This window comes from Amycolatopsis sp. NPDC043885, from assembly GCF_056435685.1.
Window position 1 is genome coordinate 884,622 of sequence record NZ_JBWKEA010000001.1, and the last position, 15,509, is coordinate 900,130.

Annotated in this window: 19 protein-coding genes; 7 read left to right on the forward strand and 12 right to left on the reverse strand. The window is 69.5% G+C overall.

The genetic code is table 11. The features are described 5' to 3' along the window. Positions 1 to 15: 15 nt before the first annotated feature. Positions 16 to 519 carry a GbsR/MarR family transcriptional regulator gene (locus AC069I_RS04445; protein ID WP_478223657.1) on the reverse strand — a complete coding sequence of 168 codons (504 nt, stop codon included), beginning with the start codon at positions 517 to 519 and terminating at the stop codon, positions 16 to 18. A 94-nt stretch (positions 520 to 613) separates the two neighbouring features. Between AC069I_RS04445 and AC069I_RS04450 the strand changes: the two genes are divergently transcribed. Together AC069I_RS04450 and AC069I_RS04455 are read left to right on the forward strand one after the other, a co-directional pair. After that, the gene (locus AC069I_RS04450) at positions 614 to 1,510 is read left to right on the forward strand and encodes an ABC transporter ATP-binding protein (protein ID WP_478223658.1); all 897 of its coding nucleotides are present in this window, start codon (positions 614 to 616) and stop codon (positions 1,508 to 1,510) included. Then, the gene (locus AC069I_RS04455; protein ID WP_478264842.1) at positions 1,507 to 3,141 is read left to right on the forward strand and encodes an ABC transporter permease; all 1,635 of its coding nucleotides are present in this window, start codon (positions 1,507 to 1,509) and stop codon (positions 3,139 to 3,141) included. The genes AC069I_RS04450 and AC069I_RS04455 overlap by 4 nt, the downstream gene beginning before the upstream one ends. 44 nt (positions 3,142 to 3,185) lie before the next feature. Here AC069I_RS04455 and AC069I_RS04460 read toward each other — a convergent pair whose 3' ends face one another. The 6 genes from AC069I_RS04460 to AC069I_RS04485 form a co-directional block, all read right to left on the reverse strand. Next, positions 3,186 to 3,578 (reverse strand): hypothetical protein, encoded by a 393-nt coding sequence (locus AC069I_RS04460; protein ID WP_478223660.1) that lies wholly within the window; start codon positions 3,576 to 3,578, stop codon positions 3,186 to 3,188. A gap of 35 nt (positions 3,579 to 3,613) precedes the next feature. Further along, positions 3,614 to 3,937, reverse strand: a complete 324-nt coding sequence (locus AC069I_RS04465; protein ID WP_478223661.1) for a hypothetical protein — start codon at positions 3,935 to 3,937, stop codon at positions 3,614 to 3,616. Between the two features lie 53 nt (positions 3,938 to 3,990). Then, the gene (locus tag AC069I_RS04470; protein ID WP_478264843.1) at positions 3,991 to 4,548 is read right to left on the reverse strand and encodes a TetR/AcrR family transcriptional regulator; all 558 of its coding nucleotides are present in this window, start codon (positions 4,546 to 4,548) and stop codon (positions 3,991 to 3,993) included. 186 nt (positions 4,549 to 4,734) lie between these two features. Next, entirely contained in the window at positions 4,735 to 5,520 is a 786-nt protein-coding gene (locus AC069I_RS04475) for a metal-dependent hydrolase (RefSeq protein WP_395862365.1), read from the reverse strand. A 54-nt stretch (positions 5,521 to 5,574) separates the two neighbouring features. Continuing rightward, positions 5,575 to 5,928 (reverse strand): STAS domain-containing protein, encoded by a 354-nt coding sequence (locus AC069I_RS04480; protein ID WP_126732363.1) that lies wholly within the window; start codon positions 5,926 to 5,928, stop codon positions 5,575 to 5,577. A 214-nt stretch (positions 5,929 to 6,142) separates the two neighbouring features. After that, positions 6,143 to 6,451 (reverse strand): WhiB family transcriptional regulator, encoded by a 309-nt coding sequence (locus AC069I_RS04485; protein ID WP_478231260.1) that lies wholly within the window; start codon positions 6,449 to 6,451, stop codon positions 6,143 to 6,145. Between the two features lie 136 nt (positions 6,452 to 6,587). On the opposite strand from AC069I_RS04485, the gene AC069I_RS04490 reads away from it, so the two are divergent. From AC069I_RS04490 to AC069I_RS04500, 3 genes are all read left to right on the forward strand, one after another. Beyond that, positions 6,588 to 7,004: an anti-sigma factor gene (locus AC069I_RS04490; RefSeq protein ID WP_478223664.1), complete on the forward strand. Its 417-nt coding sequence runs from the start codon at positions 6,588 to 6,590 to the stop codon at positions 7,002 to 7,004. Continuing rightward, the gene (locus tag AC069I_RS04495) at positions 7,001 to 7,774 is read left to right on the forward strand and encodes a SigB/SigF/SigG family RNA polymerase sigma factor (RefSeq protein WP_478264844.1); all 774 of its coding nucleotides are present in this window, start codon (positions 7,001 to 7,003) and stop codon (positions 7,772 to 7,774) included. Before AC069I_RS04490 ends, AC069I_RS04495 begins: the two co-directional genes overlap by 4 nt. 77 nt (positions 7,775 to 7,851) lie before the next feature. After that, positions 7,852 to 8,277, forward strand: a complete 426-nt coding sequence (locus AC069I_RS04500; RefSeq protein ID WP_478223666.1) for an ATP-binding protein — start codon at positions 7,852 to 7,854, stop codon at positions 8,275 to 8,277. Here AC069I_RS04500 and AC069I_RS04505 read toward each other — a convergent pair. Then, entirely contained in the window at positions 8,246 to 8,722 is a 477-nt protein-coding gene (locus AC069I_RS04505) for a MarR family transcriptional regulator (RefSeq protein ID WP_478224427.1), read from the reverse strand. The two genes, AC069I_RS04500 and AC069I_RS04505, sit on opposite strands and share 32 nt — an antisense overlap. Before the next feature lie 55 nt (positions 8,723 to 8,777). Here AC069I_RS04505 and AC069I_RS04510 point away from each other — a divergent pair, with 55 nt between their 5' ends. After that, on the forward strand, positions 8,778 to 9,413 hold the full coding sequence (locus tag AC069I_RS04510; RefSeq protein WP_478223667.1) for a nitroreductase family protein: 636 nt from the start codon (positions 8,778 to 8,780) through the stop codon (positions 9,411 to 9,413). Between the two features lie 78 nt (positions 9,414 to 9,491). On the opposite strand, the gene AC069I_RS04515 is transcribed toward AC069I_RS04510, so the two are convergent. Next, positions 9,492 to 10,136 (reverse strand): alpha/beta hydrolase, encoded by a 645-nt coding sequence (locus AC069I_RS04515; protein WP_478223668.1) that lies wholly within the window; start codon positions 10,134 to 10,136, stop codon positions 9,492 to 9,494. A 28-nt stretch (positions 10,137 to 10,164) separates the two neighbouring features. Further along, on the reverse strand, positions 10,165 to 10,833 hold the full coding sequence (locus tag AC069I_RS04520; protein ID WP_038507695.1) for an HNH endonuclease family protein: 669 nt from the start codon (positions 10,831 to 10,833) through the stop codon (positions 10,165 to 10,167). Positions 10,834 to 10,966: 133 nt separating this feature from the next. On the opposite strand from AC069I_RS04520, the gene AC069I_RS04525 reads away from it, so the two are divergent. Further along, positions 10,967 to 12,574: a hypothetical protein gene (locus AC069I_RS04525; RefSeq protein WP_478264845.1), complete on the forward strand. Its 1,608-nt coding sequence runs from the start codon at positions 10,967 to 10,969 to the stop codon at positions 12,572 to 12,574. Here the strand turns inward: AC069I_RS04525 and AC069I_RS04530 are convergent. Both AC069I_RS04530 and AC069I_RS04535 read right to left on the reverse strand, forming a co-directional pair. Then, a complete protein-coding gene (locus AC069I_RS04530; RefSeq protein ID WP_478264846.1) occupies positions 12,561 to 14,390 on the reverse strand; it encodes an NB-ARC domain-containing protein in 1,830 nt (609 codons plus the stop codon). The two genes, AC069I_RS04525 and AC069I_RS04530, sit on opposite strands and share 14 nt — an antisense overlap. A 70-nt stretch (positions 14,391 to 14,460) precedes the next feature. Next, positions 14,461 to 15,483: a nucleotide disphospho-sugar-binding domain-containing protein gene (locus AC069I_RS04535; RefSeq protein WP_478231254.1), complete on the reverse strand. Its 1,023-nt coding sequence runs from the start codon at positions 15,481 to 15,483 to the stop codon at positions 14,461 to 14,463. Between the last annotated feature and the right edge of the window lie 26 nt (positions 15,484 to 15,509).

Genomic DNA, 15,509 nt, shown 5'->3' on the forward strand with positions numbered 1-15,509 from the left:
CCGCGCCTGCGCGCCCTACTTGCCCTTTTCGGCCCGCGTCTCGTGCCACTTCGCGTACATGTCGTTGAGCTCCTTGATCATGAAGCTCAGGAAGTCGCGCATCTCGGCGACCCGCTCGCCCGCCGGCGTGTCCTCGCCCAGCGCCGAAACGCCCTCGTCGGCCGCGTCGCGCCACATGGTGATCATGCGGTCGCGCTTCATGAAGGTGGCGTACCAGAGGTCGTCGAAGAGCCGGTAGTGGTCGCGGCGCGAGCCGGGTTCGCGTTCCTTCGCGACCAGCCCGATCTGCTCCAGGTACCGCACGGCTCCCGAGATCGCGGCGGGGCTCACCGAGAGCTGGTCGGCCAGCTCGGCCGCGGTGAGGCGGCCGGCGTCGGTTGTCATCAGCGCGGCGAACACCCTGGCGGGCATCCTCTGCATCCCGATCTGGGAGAGCGTGAGGCCCAGATGCTCCACGTAACGGCGGACGGCGTCCTCGTCTCTCTGGGTGCTCGAAGCACTCTCAGGCGTCGTCGTCATGAGCACATCCTCTCCTACGTCCCCCAGAGTGATCACACCATCCATATGGTTTCTTAACTTCACAACTTCGTGAAATCACTGTACATTCAGCCGCATGGAAAACGCCATCTCCATCTCCGGCCTCCACAAATCCTTCGGCCGGACCAAGGCTTTGGACGGCCTTGACCTGCAGGTACCCGTTGGGGAGGTGCACGGCTTCCTCGGCCCGAACGGCGCGGGGAAGTCGACCACCGTCCGGGTCCTGCTCGGCCTGCTCCATGCGGACTCGGGCGACGTCCGCCTGCTCGGCGGCGATCCCTGGAAGGACGCGGCGAGCCTGCACCGGCGCCTCGCCTACGTCCCCGGCGACGTGAACCTCTGGCCCAACCTGTCCGGCGGCGAGGTGATCGATCTGCTGGGGCGGCTGCGGGGCGGGCTCGATCAGCGCCGCCGCAAGGATCTGATCGAGCGGTTCGACCTCGACCCCAGGAAGAAGGGGCGCACCTACTCCAAGGGCAACCGGCAGAAGGTCGCGATCGTGGCCGCGCTGGCCTCGCATGTGGACCTGCTGATCCTGGACGAGCCGACCTCGGGCCTCGACCCGCTGATGGAGGCCACCTTCCAGTACGCGATCCAGGAGGAACGCGAGCAGGGCCGCACGGTGCTGCTGTCGAGCCACATCCTCGCCGAGGTCGAGGCGCTCTGCGACAAGGTCAGCATCATCCGCAACGGGCACACCGTCGAGACCGGCACGCTGGCCGAGCTCCGGCACCTCACCAGGACGTCGATCTCGGCCGAGCTGGCCGGCCCGCCGAACGGGCTGACGAAACTTCAGAACATCCACGACCTCAAGGTCGAGGGCAACCGGGTCCGCTTCGATGTCGAAACCCGCTCTCTCGACGAAGCGCTGCGGCAGCTCACCCAGGTCGGTGTCCGCAGCCTGACCAGCCAGCCGCCGACGCTCGAAGAGCTCTTCCTCCGTCACTACACCACCGAAGCGAGCGCGAAATGACCGCGACGCTGGACCGTCCCGCGGTCTCGGGTGCCGTCCACGGACTCGTCGGCACTTGGCAGCTGACCAGGCTGGCGCTGCGGCGGGACCGGATCGTCCTGCCGATCTGGATCGTCCTGCTCGGGATCATGCCTTCGACCTCCTCGGGGACGTTCGAAACCCTGTACCCGACGGCCGCCGAACGGGCCGGGCTCACCGCGAGCATGGGCGCGAACCCGTCCCTTTCGCTGATCTACGGCCCGGCCTTCGACCTCTCGACCGCGGGCGGGTTCACCGCTTGGCGGCTCGGCGGGTTCCTCGCCCTGGTCGCCGGGCTGATGGCGGTCTTCACCGTCACCCGGCACACCCGCGCCGAGGAGGACTCCGGCCGCGCGGAACTGCTGGCCTCCGCGGTGGTCGGCCGATACGCCCTGCTGACCGCGGGCGTGCTGGTGTCCGCCGGCGCGAGTGTCCTCATCGGACTCGTCGAGACCGGGCTGATGATCGGCGCGAAGCTGCCCGTCGGCGGCTCGCTCGCGCTCGGCGCCGCCACCACGGCGACCGGGCTGGTCTTCACGGCGATCGCGGCGGTGGCCGTCCAGGTCGCCGAGTATTCGAGGACGGCCAACGGGATCGGCGCCACCGCGGTCGGGGTCGCGTTCCTGCTGCGCGCCGTCGGCGACTCGACCTCGGACGCGACCTGGGTCTCCTGGCTTTCCCCGATCGGGTGGGCGCAGCAGATCCGGCCGTTCGCCGACGAGCGCTGGTGGGTGTTCCTGCTGCCGCTGGCCGCGACCGTGGTCGTCGGCGCCGCCGGGTACGCGCTGCTCCCGCGGCGCGACGTCGGCACCGGCATCATCCCGCCGCGTCCCGGGCCCGCCGAGGCGGCGGCGTCGCTGCGCAGCCCGTTCGCGCTGGCGTGGCGGCTGCACCGGGGCCCGTTGATCGGCTGGCTGATCGGCACGGCGTTCTGCGCCGCGGTGTTCGGCTCGGTGGCGAGCGGTATCGGCGACGTCGTCGGGGAAAGCCGGCAAGCGAAGGAGATCTTCCAGCGCCTCGGCGGCACGGACGGGCTGATCGACGCCTTCATGGCGGCGATGACCGGCCTGTTCGCCATGGTCATCGCGCTCTACGGCGTGCAGTCCGCGTTGCGGCTCCGCGCCGAGGAGACCGCCGTTCGGGTCGAGCCACTGCTCGCGACGAGCGTGGGCAGGATGCGGCTGCTGGGAAGCCATCTCGTGTTCACGTTCGGCGGCACGGCGCTGATGATGGTCGTCAGCGGTGTCCTTTTGGGACTGTCGAACGGCGTGCGGGCCGGCGGTGTCTCCGACTCGGTCGGGGACATGGTGGTCGCTTCGCTGGCGCAGCTTCCGGCGGTGTGGGTGATCACCGGCCTCGCCGTGACGCTCTTCGGCCTGGCGCCGAAGTTCTCGACGGCGGCGTGGGCGATCGCCGGGCTGGCGTTGCTGCTCAGCATGTTCGGCCCGGTGCTGGACCTGCCGCAGGCGGTCGTGGACGCCTCACCGTTCTCGCACGTTCCGAAACTGCCCGCCGCGGAGTTCACCGCGACACCGCTGGTCTGGCTGACCGCGGTCGCCGTGGTCGCGCTCGTGGCCGGGCTCATGGGCTGGCGGCGTCGCGACGTCGGCTAGCCACAGGGGAAACCGTGAAGGCCGTCCGTCGGGGCGGGCGGCCTTCACGGTACTTGCCGTACTTCGCCGCCGGGTGTCGCGACCAGTTTCGCGGTCGGCACGCCGCCTCCGCACGCCTCGCCCGCCGGATAGGCGATCACCGGCGTCACGTCGAGTACGTGGGGTTTCCCGTCGTCGAGGGTCACCGTGGTCCGGACCGGCGTGGTCGGCAAGCCCCGGGTCGGGATGAAGACGTGCTCGCCACCGGGCGCGGACTCGGTCACACAGTCACCCGCCCAGCACAACTCCAGCGACACGCGGGTGATACCGGCGGCCACTTCCGGCGGGATGTCGAGGGAGATCCCCTCCGCCAGGCCGATGGCCGGGCAGGCCTTCTCACCGGAATCGCACGCGGTCAAGGTCGCGAGCAGGAGCAGGAAAACGGGAAGTCGCCGCATACCGGGCAGACGAGGCGAAGGCCGCCCTGGTTGCATCAGTCGCTTCGGAACCCCGTGGTCGTACTGGTCGGAAGTGCCGTCGAGGTGAGTGAAGGCGTCACGGTCCTGGTCACCGTGCGCGGCGCCGGTGTGTTGGTGCGGGTGATGACGAGCGGTTCCGGGGCGCTGCCCGGCACGGTGACCGTGACCGGCCCGACCGAACGGGAGGTCGTGGCCGGGGACGGGGTCGTGCCGGTTTCGTACACGCGGCGCTGCGGCTCGCGGCTTGCCACCAGGAGGGCGGCGACGAGCAGCCCGGTCGCGAGGCCGGCGATGGCCGCGACCGTGACGGGACCGGTGGTGGGACCCTGACCGAACATCCGGCACCCCCTCGCCACGCGAAGCGCAGGTACGAGGACTTCTCGCGTTGATCTTACGTTTTGTTACGCAGCGTGCGCAATCCGTCGACAATGATCCGCACGAGATGCCGCTCTTCGAGTGAGTACCGTTCGGCGGCGAGGCAACCGGCGATCAGGGCGCGCAGATCGTCGCCGTCGATGTCCTCGCGCACCGCGCCCGCGGCCTGTGCCTGCGCCAGCAGCGCCTGCGTCGCCGAGCGGAACTCGTCGCCCGCGCTCGCCTTGAAACCCAGCCCGGTCGTCTCGGCGAGCGCGTCGCAGAGTGCCCGGTTGCGCGACGCCTGCTGGACGACGCGTTTGAAGAAGTCGAAGAACGCTTCGCCGGGGTCTTCGGCGGTCAGCAGTTCGCGTGCTTCCCGCGCGAACTGTTCGAGCCGGTCCACGACGACGGCTTGGAAGAGCGCTTCCTTGCTGGGGAAATGCCGGTAGACGGTGCCCGCGCCGACGCCGGCGATCCGGGCGATCTCGTCGAGGGGGACGGCGAGGCCGTCGACGGCGAAGGCCTCTTCGGCGGCCGCGAGCACCTTCGCTCGGTTGCGGCGCGCGTCGGCGCGCAGCACGGGCTTGTCCACTGTTCCCCCTCCTCAACCGGGTCCGGCGTTCCGATTCAACGCCGCCGGTGACGAGGGCATTCCGTGAAGGCCTCCTTGCCTACCCTCAAGGTAGGCAAGGAGGCCTTCACTACTCGCCGGGCTCTGGGCGCGGCACCGGCGGCCGGGTCGCGAAGGTGAAGGAGAGCGGTCGGCCCAGGGCACAGCTCAGTGGACCGCGGTCTGCGTCCCGTCCGGTGTGAGCAGTCCTTGGACCGTGGTGAAGAGGTACTCCCAGACACCCGGGATCAGCACCACCGCGGCGACCGCGAACACCGGGAAGATCAGCCGGTTCTCCACCTTCTTGCCGGTGCGGAACCGCAGCGGCTTCGGCGGCCGGATCTCGTACCAGGTCTCGCCCGCGATCGGGATCGGGAACAGGAACGGACAGCCGGACTCGGTCAGCGCGTCCCCGAGGCAGTGCACGAAACACCCGGCCGCGACGGCGATGCCGAGCCAGCCGGAGATCTCCGCCAGTTGCGCCGCCTTGTCCGGTGGGGCGGTCCACACCCACCAACCGACCGCGGCGCCGCTGACCGGCAGGAGCCAGTCGCCGAGCGCGCCTTCCGCGAGCAGCAGGCCGAGGACGACGACACCGAACACGGCCCATGGTCCGCCCTCGGCGGTACCCCAGGAGGTCAGGAAGCCGAGGCCGACGGCGAACAGGACGGTGTGCGAGAGGTGCCGGTGCTTACCGGTGACCTTCTCGTCGCGCGGTCCCTTGGTCAGCGCGTAGAGAGCCGCCGAAACCCGGCGAAGCAGCCAGGAGATCGCGCCGGTGAACCAGCCGAGCAGCTTTGACGCGCGAGCGCCCGGATGGTCCAGATCGGGCAGGAGAGCGAATCCGGCCGTGGTCGCGGCGAACACGACCGCCTGGTGCACCGTGCCCGCCCCGACCGCGGGTGCGAGCGCGAGGCCCGCGCACCATCCGGTCAGGGCATGCGTCCGCCCCATCATCGTGCTGCCCCCAGGTGTCGCGGATCACGAGCCCACGACCGTATCGGGGGATCAGGCGGGAGGCTCCTCCGACACGCTGAGGTGCTCGGCGACGCCGGTGAGCTCGATCACTCGGCTCACCTGCGGGCTGGGCACCAGTTCGAGCTCGACCTCCTTCTCGGCGGCCTGACGCTGTGCCTGGAGCACCACGTTCAGCGCCGAGGAGTCGAAGAACGTCACGCCGGTCAGGTCGGCGACCACCCGACCCGACGGTTTGTCGGTGATCAGGGCCCCGAGGGTCTCCTGAAGCTGCGGGCTCGTCAGCAGGTCGAGCTCACCGGTGACCACCACACGCGGTTCAGACGCGTCGGCGTCCAGCGTGATGCTGAAACCGGGCGGCGTGGTGTTCTGGTCCGCTGCGGGCATGCACATTCTCCTCATCAGGTGAGAACCGACGCTCAGCGCCGGAACGCGCCTGTGGTCTCAAGCGACGGCCGCGCCCAGTCCGGACACGGACGCACGCTCTTCTTCGGCGGGTAGGCGTGGCTGTCCCCGCAACGACAGTCCCAACCCTAACCCAGTACGGACGGGGCGCCACGATCGCCGTCGCGCGCGTCGCCGACCGGTGCCCGGGACGCGCTCAATGCGCGGTCAAGGCCTTGCGCTCGGCGCGGCGCTCGCGGAGGAACAGCTCGCGGCGCTCGATCTCGCCCAGTCCACCCCAGATGCCGTACGGCTCCTGCACCGAGAGCGCGTGCTTGCGGCACTGCGCCAGCACGGGGCAGGTGTGGCAGATGGCCTTGGCCCGCGATTCGCGCCGCTCGCGGGCCGAACCACGCTCGTTGTCCGTGTGGAAGAACAAGCTGCTGTCGGCGCCTCGGCACGACCCACGGAGCTGCCAATCCCACTCTTCCGCCACCACGTTCGGCAGCCGGCTCACGTCAGCCATGTCGGTCCCCGCCTTCCCAGGAGATCGTTTGTCGCCGGTTACATGCCCGCCCCCTGCGCGGCTCAAACGTGGGTTTGGTTTGCTCACACCCAGGGCATCTGACCGATCGGCAGCGCAGCTCGAGAGAGGAACACACGTGGTGGACAACACCCCGCCCAGCGGGGAGGGCGCTCAACTCATCGAGGTACGCACGGCCGCGGTACCGCACGTGGTACCGACTCTCCGGACGATCGTCGCGGACATCGCGATGCGCCAGGACTTCGACCTGGACGCCGTCGAAGACCTCCGGATGGCGGTGGACGAGGCGTGCTCCATGCTGCTCCCCTCGGCCGCCGACGGGCACCTGAACTGCGTTTTCTCGTGGAAGGACGGGCGGATCGAGGTGACCGTCTCGGTGCTTTCGGACTCCCCGGAACCCGACGACGAGACCGGTCTGTCCTGGCAGCTGCTCACCGCGCTGGCGACGTCCGCGCGGCGGAGTGTCACCCCGGCCGACGGCGGCTACCTGTCCAGGGTGGAACTCGTCCGGGAGAGCGAGGCGGCCCGGCCGTGACCGAACCCGTCGAGCAAGACGGCGCGGACGTCCCGGCCCTGTTCGAGCGCATGTGCGCGCTGCCCCAAGGCGCTCCCGAACGCGAAGCGCTGCGGGACGAGCTGGTGCGCGCGCACCTCGAACTCGCGCGCAATCTGGCGCGCAAGTTCCGCAACCGGGACGAGTCGATGGAGGATCTGGTCCAGATCGCGACGATCGGGTTGATCCACGCCGTCGACCGGTTCGACCCCGGCCAGGGGAGTGACTTCCTGGCCTTCGCGGTCCCCACCATCTCCGGCGAGCTGCGGCACCACTTCCGCGACAACAGCTGGTCGGTGCGGGTGCCCCGGCGCCTCAAGGAGCTGAACGCGAACATCTCGGCCGTGCGCGAAGAGCTGACGATCCGGCTCTCCCGCGCGCCGAAGCCCAGTGAGATCGCCGCCCATCTCGGCGTCCCGATCGACGAGGTCTACGAGGGTCTCCGTGCCGGCCAGGGCCGGTACGGAGCCTCGCTGGACAACCTCCTGGAGAACTCGGCGCACACCCGCTTCGGCGAGGCCGACGCCAACCTGAGCCAGGCGGAGCTGCGCGAGGCGCTGCGGCCGATGCTGGAACGGCTGCCCGACCGTGAGCGCAAGATCGTCGCGCTGCGGTTCGGGTCCGGGATGAGCCAGTCGGACATCGCCCGCCGTGTCGGTGTTTCCCAGATGCAGGTGTCAAGATTGCTGGCCGCCACGCTCAAGAAACTGCGGGAAGGTCTGAGCGAGACCGAACTCACGAACGGGACCTGATTCGTCGACGGCCCTTGTGGGTATCTGGGAGGCGAACAGCGGATCTGGGAGTCTCTCGTGAGGGGAGGTGCGGAACCATGACGATGTCCAAGACCCGATCGGAGGGCTCGTTGCCGGTGGTCTCCCTCCCCCTGCCGGTCGATGTGACGGCACCGGCCGTCGCGCGGCAGGCGGTGCGAGCGACTCTGGCGGACTTCGGCCTCGACGGCCCGGCGGTCGACGATGTCCTCCTGGCGACCTCCGAGCTGGTCACGAACGCCTTCGAGCACGGCGAGAAGCCGGACAGGCTCGAAGTCGAATACTCCGGCGGCAGGCTCACCCTGCGGGTCTTCGATTCCGGATCGGGGCGGCCGAAGCTGAAGGAGCCGTCGCCGATGGCGGCGCGCAGCCGCGGTCTCCAGCTGGTGCACGCGTTGTCCGACGATTGGGGCCACGAGCTCTGCTCCGGCGGGAAGTACGTCTGGGCCGTGTTCAGTCTCGACCGGGCAGACGCCCCAGCTTGAGCGCCGCGTCCGTTTCGGCGATGCGTTCCCGGAGCGATTTCCGCTCCAAGGCCTCGACGGCGGCGACCAGCACCTCCCTGAGCGGGTACGGCAGTTCGGCTTCCAGCTGCGCGGCCGCGGCGCTGGTCGCCGCCCATTCGGCTTCGAGCGTCGGCATCAGGCGCCGTGTCTTCTCGGTCAGCGAAACGATCCGCTGCCGGGCGTCGGCACCGGGCCGAAGCGAGACGAGGTCCTGGCGCGCCATCTGCGCGATCGTCTGGCTGGCCGCGGAATGGGTCACGCCGACTTCGGCGGCGAGGTCGCGGATGGGCAGCGGCCCGTGCGTGACGATCGCGCGGACGAACGGCGTGAACCGCGGGCGGTAGTCCCCCAGCCCGATGTCCTCGAAGAACGCGGCGACGTCCGCCTCGGTCACTTCGAGGACGTGCCTGAGCAAAGTGCCCATCCCTCGTTCGCGCGGCGGCCTCCCCACCAGCGGATCATAACGACATAATCGCCGGATGACGCCCGAAGAGCTGCTGACGACCACCCGGACCGTCCGCAAACGACTGGACCTGACCCGGCCGGTGCCTCTCGAACTGGTCAAACACGCCCTCCAGGTGGCGCTGCAGGCGCCGAGCGGGTCGAACACGCAGCGCTGGCACTGGCTCGTGATCACCGATCCCGGGCAGCGGGCCGAGCTCGGCAAGCTGTATCAGCGGGCGTGCCGCGAGTACCTGGATTCCCCGCACGCGGCCGGGAAACTGTTCGCGGACGACCCCCGGCGGTCGAAGGTGCAGAAGCGCGTCGGCTCCAGTGTCGAGTACCTGGCCGACAAGATGGGCGAGGTGCCCGTGCACGTCATCCCGTGCTTGGAGACGAACAGCGCGGAGCTGCCCGCCGGCAACCAGGCGGGTCTATGGGGGAACCTGCTGCCCGCGGCGTGGAGTTACATGCTCGCGGCGCGGGCCGTCACGCTCGGCACGGCGTGGACGACGCTGCACCTCGCGTACGAGAAGGAGGCCGCGGAGATCCTCGGCCTGCCGGAGAACGTGCACCAGGCCGCGCTCATCCCGACGGCGTTCTACACCGGTGACACCTTCAAGCCGGCCCCGCGTCAGCCGCTCGAAGAGGTCATGCGGCTGGACCGCTGGTAGGGCCGGTCGCCCGGGCGAAAGTGGCATTCGCGACCTGGACGACCAGGTCGCCGTCGATCGCGGACGCGGGTTCACCTACTAGACGCTGAGATAGGACTCCAGCCGGTCCGCCAGTTCCTTGGGGTGGCTCAGGGGCACGGAGTGGGAGCCGTCGATCTCGTCGGGGGCGAAGCCGAGCCTGTCCCGGACGACCCGGCGCTGGAACTCGGGCGTGAAGAAGCGGTCTTCGCGCCCGATGAGCACCTTCGTCGGGACGTCCGGCCACTCGTCCAGCGGCCACGGCTGTGCCCATTCGGCGCTGACCTGGTTCCGGCCGTGCGAGCCCGCCTCCGCGACGATGTCCGAGGGGACACCGTTGTAGAACTTCTCCTCGTCGGTGAGGTCCTTCGCGTCCTCGAAACCCGTGTTGCTCCACCAATCCCCGGGTGTCTCGCCCGGTTTGGGGATCATCGGCGTCAGCATCACGAGCAGCCGCGCCGTCAGCTTCCCGGCGACGAGCGGCGCGGTGAAGCCGCCGTAGGAATGGCCCAGTATCACCAGGTCCTCGCGGTCGCCGATCGCGTTCACGACGGCGTCGACGTGCTCCGGGAAACCGGCCTTCTCGTCGTCGATCGGCAGGTTCACCGCGACGACGTCGTGCCCGCGGCCGGTCAGCTCCGCCTCGAGGATGTGGAAGTCCCAGGCGCTGCCGCCACCGCCGTGGATCAGTACGAAGGTCGCCATCGCCCCAGCCAACCCGAATTCGGGCGGATCAGCAACGACCGAGCATGTCGCTGAGCGCGCTCTTCTCGGCGGTGGTGATCGTGAGGCCGTAGTAGTGCTTCACGGTGATCCAGTCGGTGGCGTAGGTGCACCAGAACGAGACGAGCGGCGGCTTCCACTGGTCCGGCGCCTTGTCGCTCTTCTCCTGGTTGACGTTGTCGGTGACGGCGAACAGCTGCGGGCGGGTCAGGTCGTTCGCGAACTGGCGCCGCTTCTCGTCGGTCCACGACTTCGCGCCGCTGACCCAGCTCTGCGCGAGCGGGACCATGTGGTCGATGTCGACGTCGGTCGGCTTCGTCCAGGTCTCGCCGTCGTAGATGCTCGTCCAGCTGCCGGAGGTCGGGGCGCAGTCGGAACCGGCCTTGACGTCCTTGCCGTCACGCTTGAGCACGAACTCGCGGGTGTTGCAGTTGTTCCCCTGGTTGTCCCAGTGCGGGTACTTCTTGCGGTCGTAGCCGTCCATCGAACCGCGCGGCGCGACGGTGAGCTCGTCCAGCTGCTTGCGCGCGTCGGCGGCGCTCGCGGGGTTGGCGGGCTTCGGCTGCAGCGCGTCGCCCTTGCCGCTCACGAACCAGAAGACCGCGAGTACGACGGCGGCGAGGGTGATCAGCAGGAGCAGCCGCTGTGCCGTGGTCATCTGGCTGGTACGCGTGGCCACCGCGCGGTTCCTTTCGACGGGGTTGGGAGCGCCCGAGTATCACCTCGCGGCGTGAGGGAACCGGGTGCGACACGGCGATGACACCGAGCAACGTGATCCAGGCCACCTTCGCCGGATCGGCTACGGTCAGGCCGTGAACGAGGCACTGGTCGGCATCAAGACGGCGAAGTGGGCGACCGTCGCGGTCCGCCGCCGAGTCCTCGTGATCGCGCACAACGTCACCACGGTGACCCGGCTGCTGGACGTGCTTCCCGCCTTCGAGAACGATTTCCGCGTCCAGGTGGTGTTCACCTGCGCCGGGGATCCGTTCCGGCACGGCCTGCGCGAACTTCTCGACACGTTGGGCATGGCCGTCATTCCCTGGGCGGAGGCCGAACGGTACGAGTTCGACCTGGTCGTCACGGCGAGCCATCACGGCGGGATCACCGATATGACCGGCCCCAAGGTCGTTCTTTCGCACGGAATCGGATATACGAAATACTCGCCCGGAAACCGAGAATCCGGAAATCGGCAGATCTTCGGCCTTTCGCCACAATGGTTGCTGCACGACGGCGAACCGATCGCCGAAGCGTTCGTCCTCTCCCACACCGCTCAGCTGGACCTGCTCACCGAGACGGTGCCCGCCGCCGCCGGGAAGGCCGTGGTCGCCGGAGATCCTTGCTATGACCGGATTCTCGCCGGCCTGCCGTACCGCGAACGGTATCGCGAAGCGCTGGGTTCCGGTGACCGCGAGGTCGTCCTGACCTCGTCGACATGGTGGTCGAACGCCCTGCTCGGCTCCTGGCCGGATTTCCTCAGGAACCTGCTCGCCGCGCTGCCCATCGACGAGTTCCAGGTGCTCGCCGTCGTGCACCCCAACGTCCGGCACGGGCACAGTCCGTGGCAGCTGAACACGTGGCTGGCCGACTGTGTCCGTTCCGGCCTGGTCGTTCTGTCCGAAGTGGACGATTGGCAGGCGGGGCTCGCCGCCGCCGACCTGATCGTCGGCGACCACGGATCGGTGACGGGATACGGTGCGGCGCTGGGGAGACCGACGGCGCTGGCGGCTTTCGGCGACGACGATGTCGCGCCGGGAACGGCCATCTCCGTTCTCGGCGAGACCGCGCGCCGTCTCGACCGGCGGCGCCCGCTGCTCCCTCAGGTCAGGCGCGTCCTCGACGAGTACCGCCCGGGCGATTTCGCGGGGGTCGCCGAACTTGTCACCTCGGTCCCCGGCGAGTCACTCCAGCGGCTCCGCGGCGTCTTCTACCGGGTTCTCGGCCTTTCCGAGCCCACGAACGAGATCCCGCTCGGTCCGGCGCCCGCCCCTCGGCTCGCGATCCTGCCGTCGCACCGCGTCGCCGCCGAAGTCCACCACGAAACCGACCGTGCCGGGCGGCTCGTCCGGCTGACCAGGTATCCGGCCGAGCTTCGGCGTGGGGCCGGGGCCGATCCGCACCTGTCCTGCCCGGACGACCACCCGCTCCGCTCGATCCGCTCGGGAGCCTCGGTGCTGACCGGCACGGACGCCGTCGCCGGACTGCGCGCTGGAGTGGTCGGTGCTGTCCTCGGCGAGGGGAAGAGCGTCGTGACGGCGCCGTCGGGGCGACGTGTCGAAGTCTCCGGCCCAGGTCCCACCGAGGTGCACGCCTCCGTCGTCCGCGCTTGGCTGGACGACGGGCATCCTCTGGAGGAGCTCACTCCGTCGATCACGGTCGAACTCGGCTCGGGCCGCTACGGCCTCGGCGTCACTCTTCGCTGAGAACGGCGCGGATCTCCTCGGCCTGCTTCGCCATTCCCAATCGTTCGAAGAGGGCCAACGCCGGGACCAGCAACTCCTCGGCGTCCTCGCCGAGTGCGTGCAGGATCAGGCCGAGCCGGCCGCCCGAAAACGCCTTGTTGGCCTCTTCGCGGTCGGCGGTCCGGAAGAATTCCCAGGCCGCCGCCGCGGGTCCGCGGGCGTCCTCGAAGCGGCCGAGCTTGAACAGCACCCGGCCGGTGTGCAGGTCGAGCAGCGCCAGCGCCCGCGGTTGCCGCGAGACCTCCATCGAGGCCACCGCTTCCCGCGACTTCCCGAAGAGCTCGAGCGCGAATTCGTGGTTGCCGCGGGCTTCCTGGGCCAGGGCGTACCAGTCGTAGGTGCTCTGCCGCCCCGGCGGATAGTCGACTTCCAGGGCCGCCTTGACATACGCGTCGGTCTGATCGAATTCTCCGGCGGCCTCGTGAAGCCCGGTGAGGTCACGGAGGACCTGCCAGCGATCCGGCGGTTCCGTCCAGCGGCCGAGGATCTCGTGATAGGCGTCGATGACGTCGTCGTGCCGCTTCGTCTGATAACCGAAGTACCACAAGGAGAACGGGAAGATCACGCCGAGCTCCTCGGTCGGCAGCGCGCGGGCCTCCTTGGCGGCGGCCAAGATATTGGGCCATTCCTTCGTGAACTCGGCCCAGGCGTCGCCTTCGAAGGCCTCGATCTCGGCGTAGTGGCTTTCCGCCTGGATCGGGGCGGGCCGGTTCGACAGCGTCTTGTCCAGCGAAACGGCCAGCCGCCAGTTCCACTGGACGGCCTTCGTGGCGATGCCGGCGAAAACGGACTCGTCGAACTCGGAGAGCGCCTTGTCCTTGGCGAATTCGCGAAGGAGGCTGTGATAGCGGTACCTGCCGGGGCCGGTGCGTTCGATCAGGCTGCCCTTGGTGAGCCGTTCCAGCAGGCGCTTGGTGTGGGGCGCCGCCCGGCCGAGGACGGCCGCGGCGATGGCCGTCCCGAAATCGACGCCGGGGAGCAGGCTCAAGGCCTTGAACGCGAACCGCTCTTCCTCGGTCAGTTCCGCGTAGGCGAGGTCGAAGATCTTGAGGACCGGGCGCTCGTCGTCGAGTTCGAGGGCGGACAAGGGATTTCCGGCACTCAGCTCCGCGACGTACTCAGCGGGGGTGCCTCCCGTGTCGCCCAGCCGCACCGCGGCGACGGAAAGGGCGAGAGGCAGCCCTTCGCAGATCCGGTTGACGGCCTCGATCTCGCGAGCGCCGACCATGGTGCCGGTGCGCTTGACGACCAGTTCGGCGGCCGCCTCCGGCCCGAAGGTCTTGACCGTCGATGTGGTGAAACCGTTCATCCGCAGCTTGTCGAAACTGCTTCGGCTGGTGACGACCACGGCGAGCTGGGGCGAGGCGAACAGCAGCGGCACCACCTGGTCGGCCGTGGCGACGTCGTCCAGGTACAGCAGTACCTTGCGTCCGGCGAGCCGGGCGCGCAGGGCCGCGATCCGGCGCTCGTCCCTGGCCGGCATGGCTTCTCCGACCACCCCGAGGTCTTCGAGAAGGTGCAAAGCGATCTCCGGGGCCTCCAGACGCCCCTTCGTACCCGCCGAACCCTGTGTGTCGCAGAAGAGCACGATCTCGTAGTGCTCGGCGATTTCGTGACAGACCTCCGTGGCCAGCACGGTCTTCCCGACGCCTTGGGGGCCGGTGAACAAGATCAGATGAGGCTGCCCGGTGGAACGCGCCTCTTCGTTGCGCCGCCGGAATTCGGCGCGTTCGGGGCCTCGGTCCACGAAATACGGATTTCGCATCTCTGCGAGCACGGAGCCGCTCCTTCCCCCCTCGGGCATCGGCTCCGACCCTACCGCGAGGTGATCTCGCAGCGTGATGACTTCAGTACTTCCCGTTCGCTTCCTGGAGCGCGTCGGCGGCCAGCGACGCGGCCGGATACGTCGCCAGCCGCGACCGCATCGACGTCGTGTTCGCCAGGACTCGGCCGTCCCGGAGCAGGCGCTCGACGCCCGGCACGAGCGAGGTCGCCGGATCCCAGACATGGGCGAGCCCCAGTTCCGCGAGTCTGCGCGCGGTGGCGCGCTGCTCCCGGCTCCGAGGCGTGACCAGCATCCGCGCCCCCTGGGCCAGCGCCTCCTGGACGGAGTTCATCCCACCGTGGGTCAGGAACGCGTCGACCCTGGGCAGCAGCTGCCGTTGCGGCAGCCAGCGGCGCGCGATCACGTTGCCGGGCAACGGCCCCAGCGCGGACGGCGGGGTGTGCGAGGTCGCGATCAGCACGGTCCATTCCGTGCCCGAGAACGCCCGCGCGATCCGCCGGAAGAATTCCGGTGTCCTGGCGAAGACGGTGCCGGGCGACACCAGCAACGTCGGGCCGTCGGGCGCCGGGCAGTCCTCGGTGGTGACCGGCGCGATCAACGGCCCCACGAAGCTGAAGCGGTGCGCCCGCGGTTGGAGTTCGGGCAGGGCGTTGACCAGCGCCGGGCCGGAACCGGCCGCGGTGCCGGCGTGGGTCGTCCAGAACGTGACGACCGGCAGGGCGTGCCGCCGCGCGAGACGGCGCGCCCACGGGACCGCCGGGTCGGCGATCACCAGGTCGGGCCGGGCGGCGGCGAACTCCCGCTCGCAGCGGCGGGCAGCCGCGGACCAGGCGATCCGGCGGCGCGTCCGGTTCCGGATCCACGCGGCGATCTCCGGCGGCCGCGCCGTCGGCGCCACCCGCACGACATGGTCCGGCGGCGAGACCACCGGTTCGGCACCTGTCCGGCGTACGACGTCTTCGAATCGGGTGCCGGAGAGGACCACCCGCACCCGGTGTCCCCTGGCCACCAGTTCGACCACGACGGGGAGCATCGGATTCACATGCCCGTGCGCGGTGTACGGCACGAAGACACAGTCCATCATCGGTCGATCATCACTGTCCGCTTGAG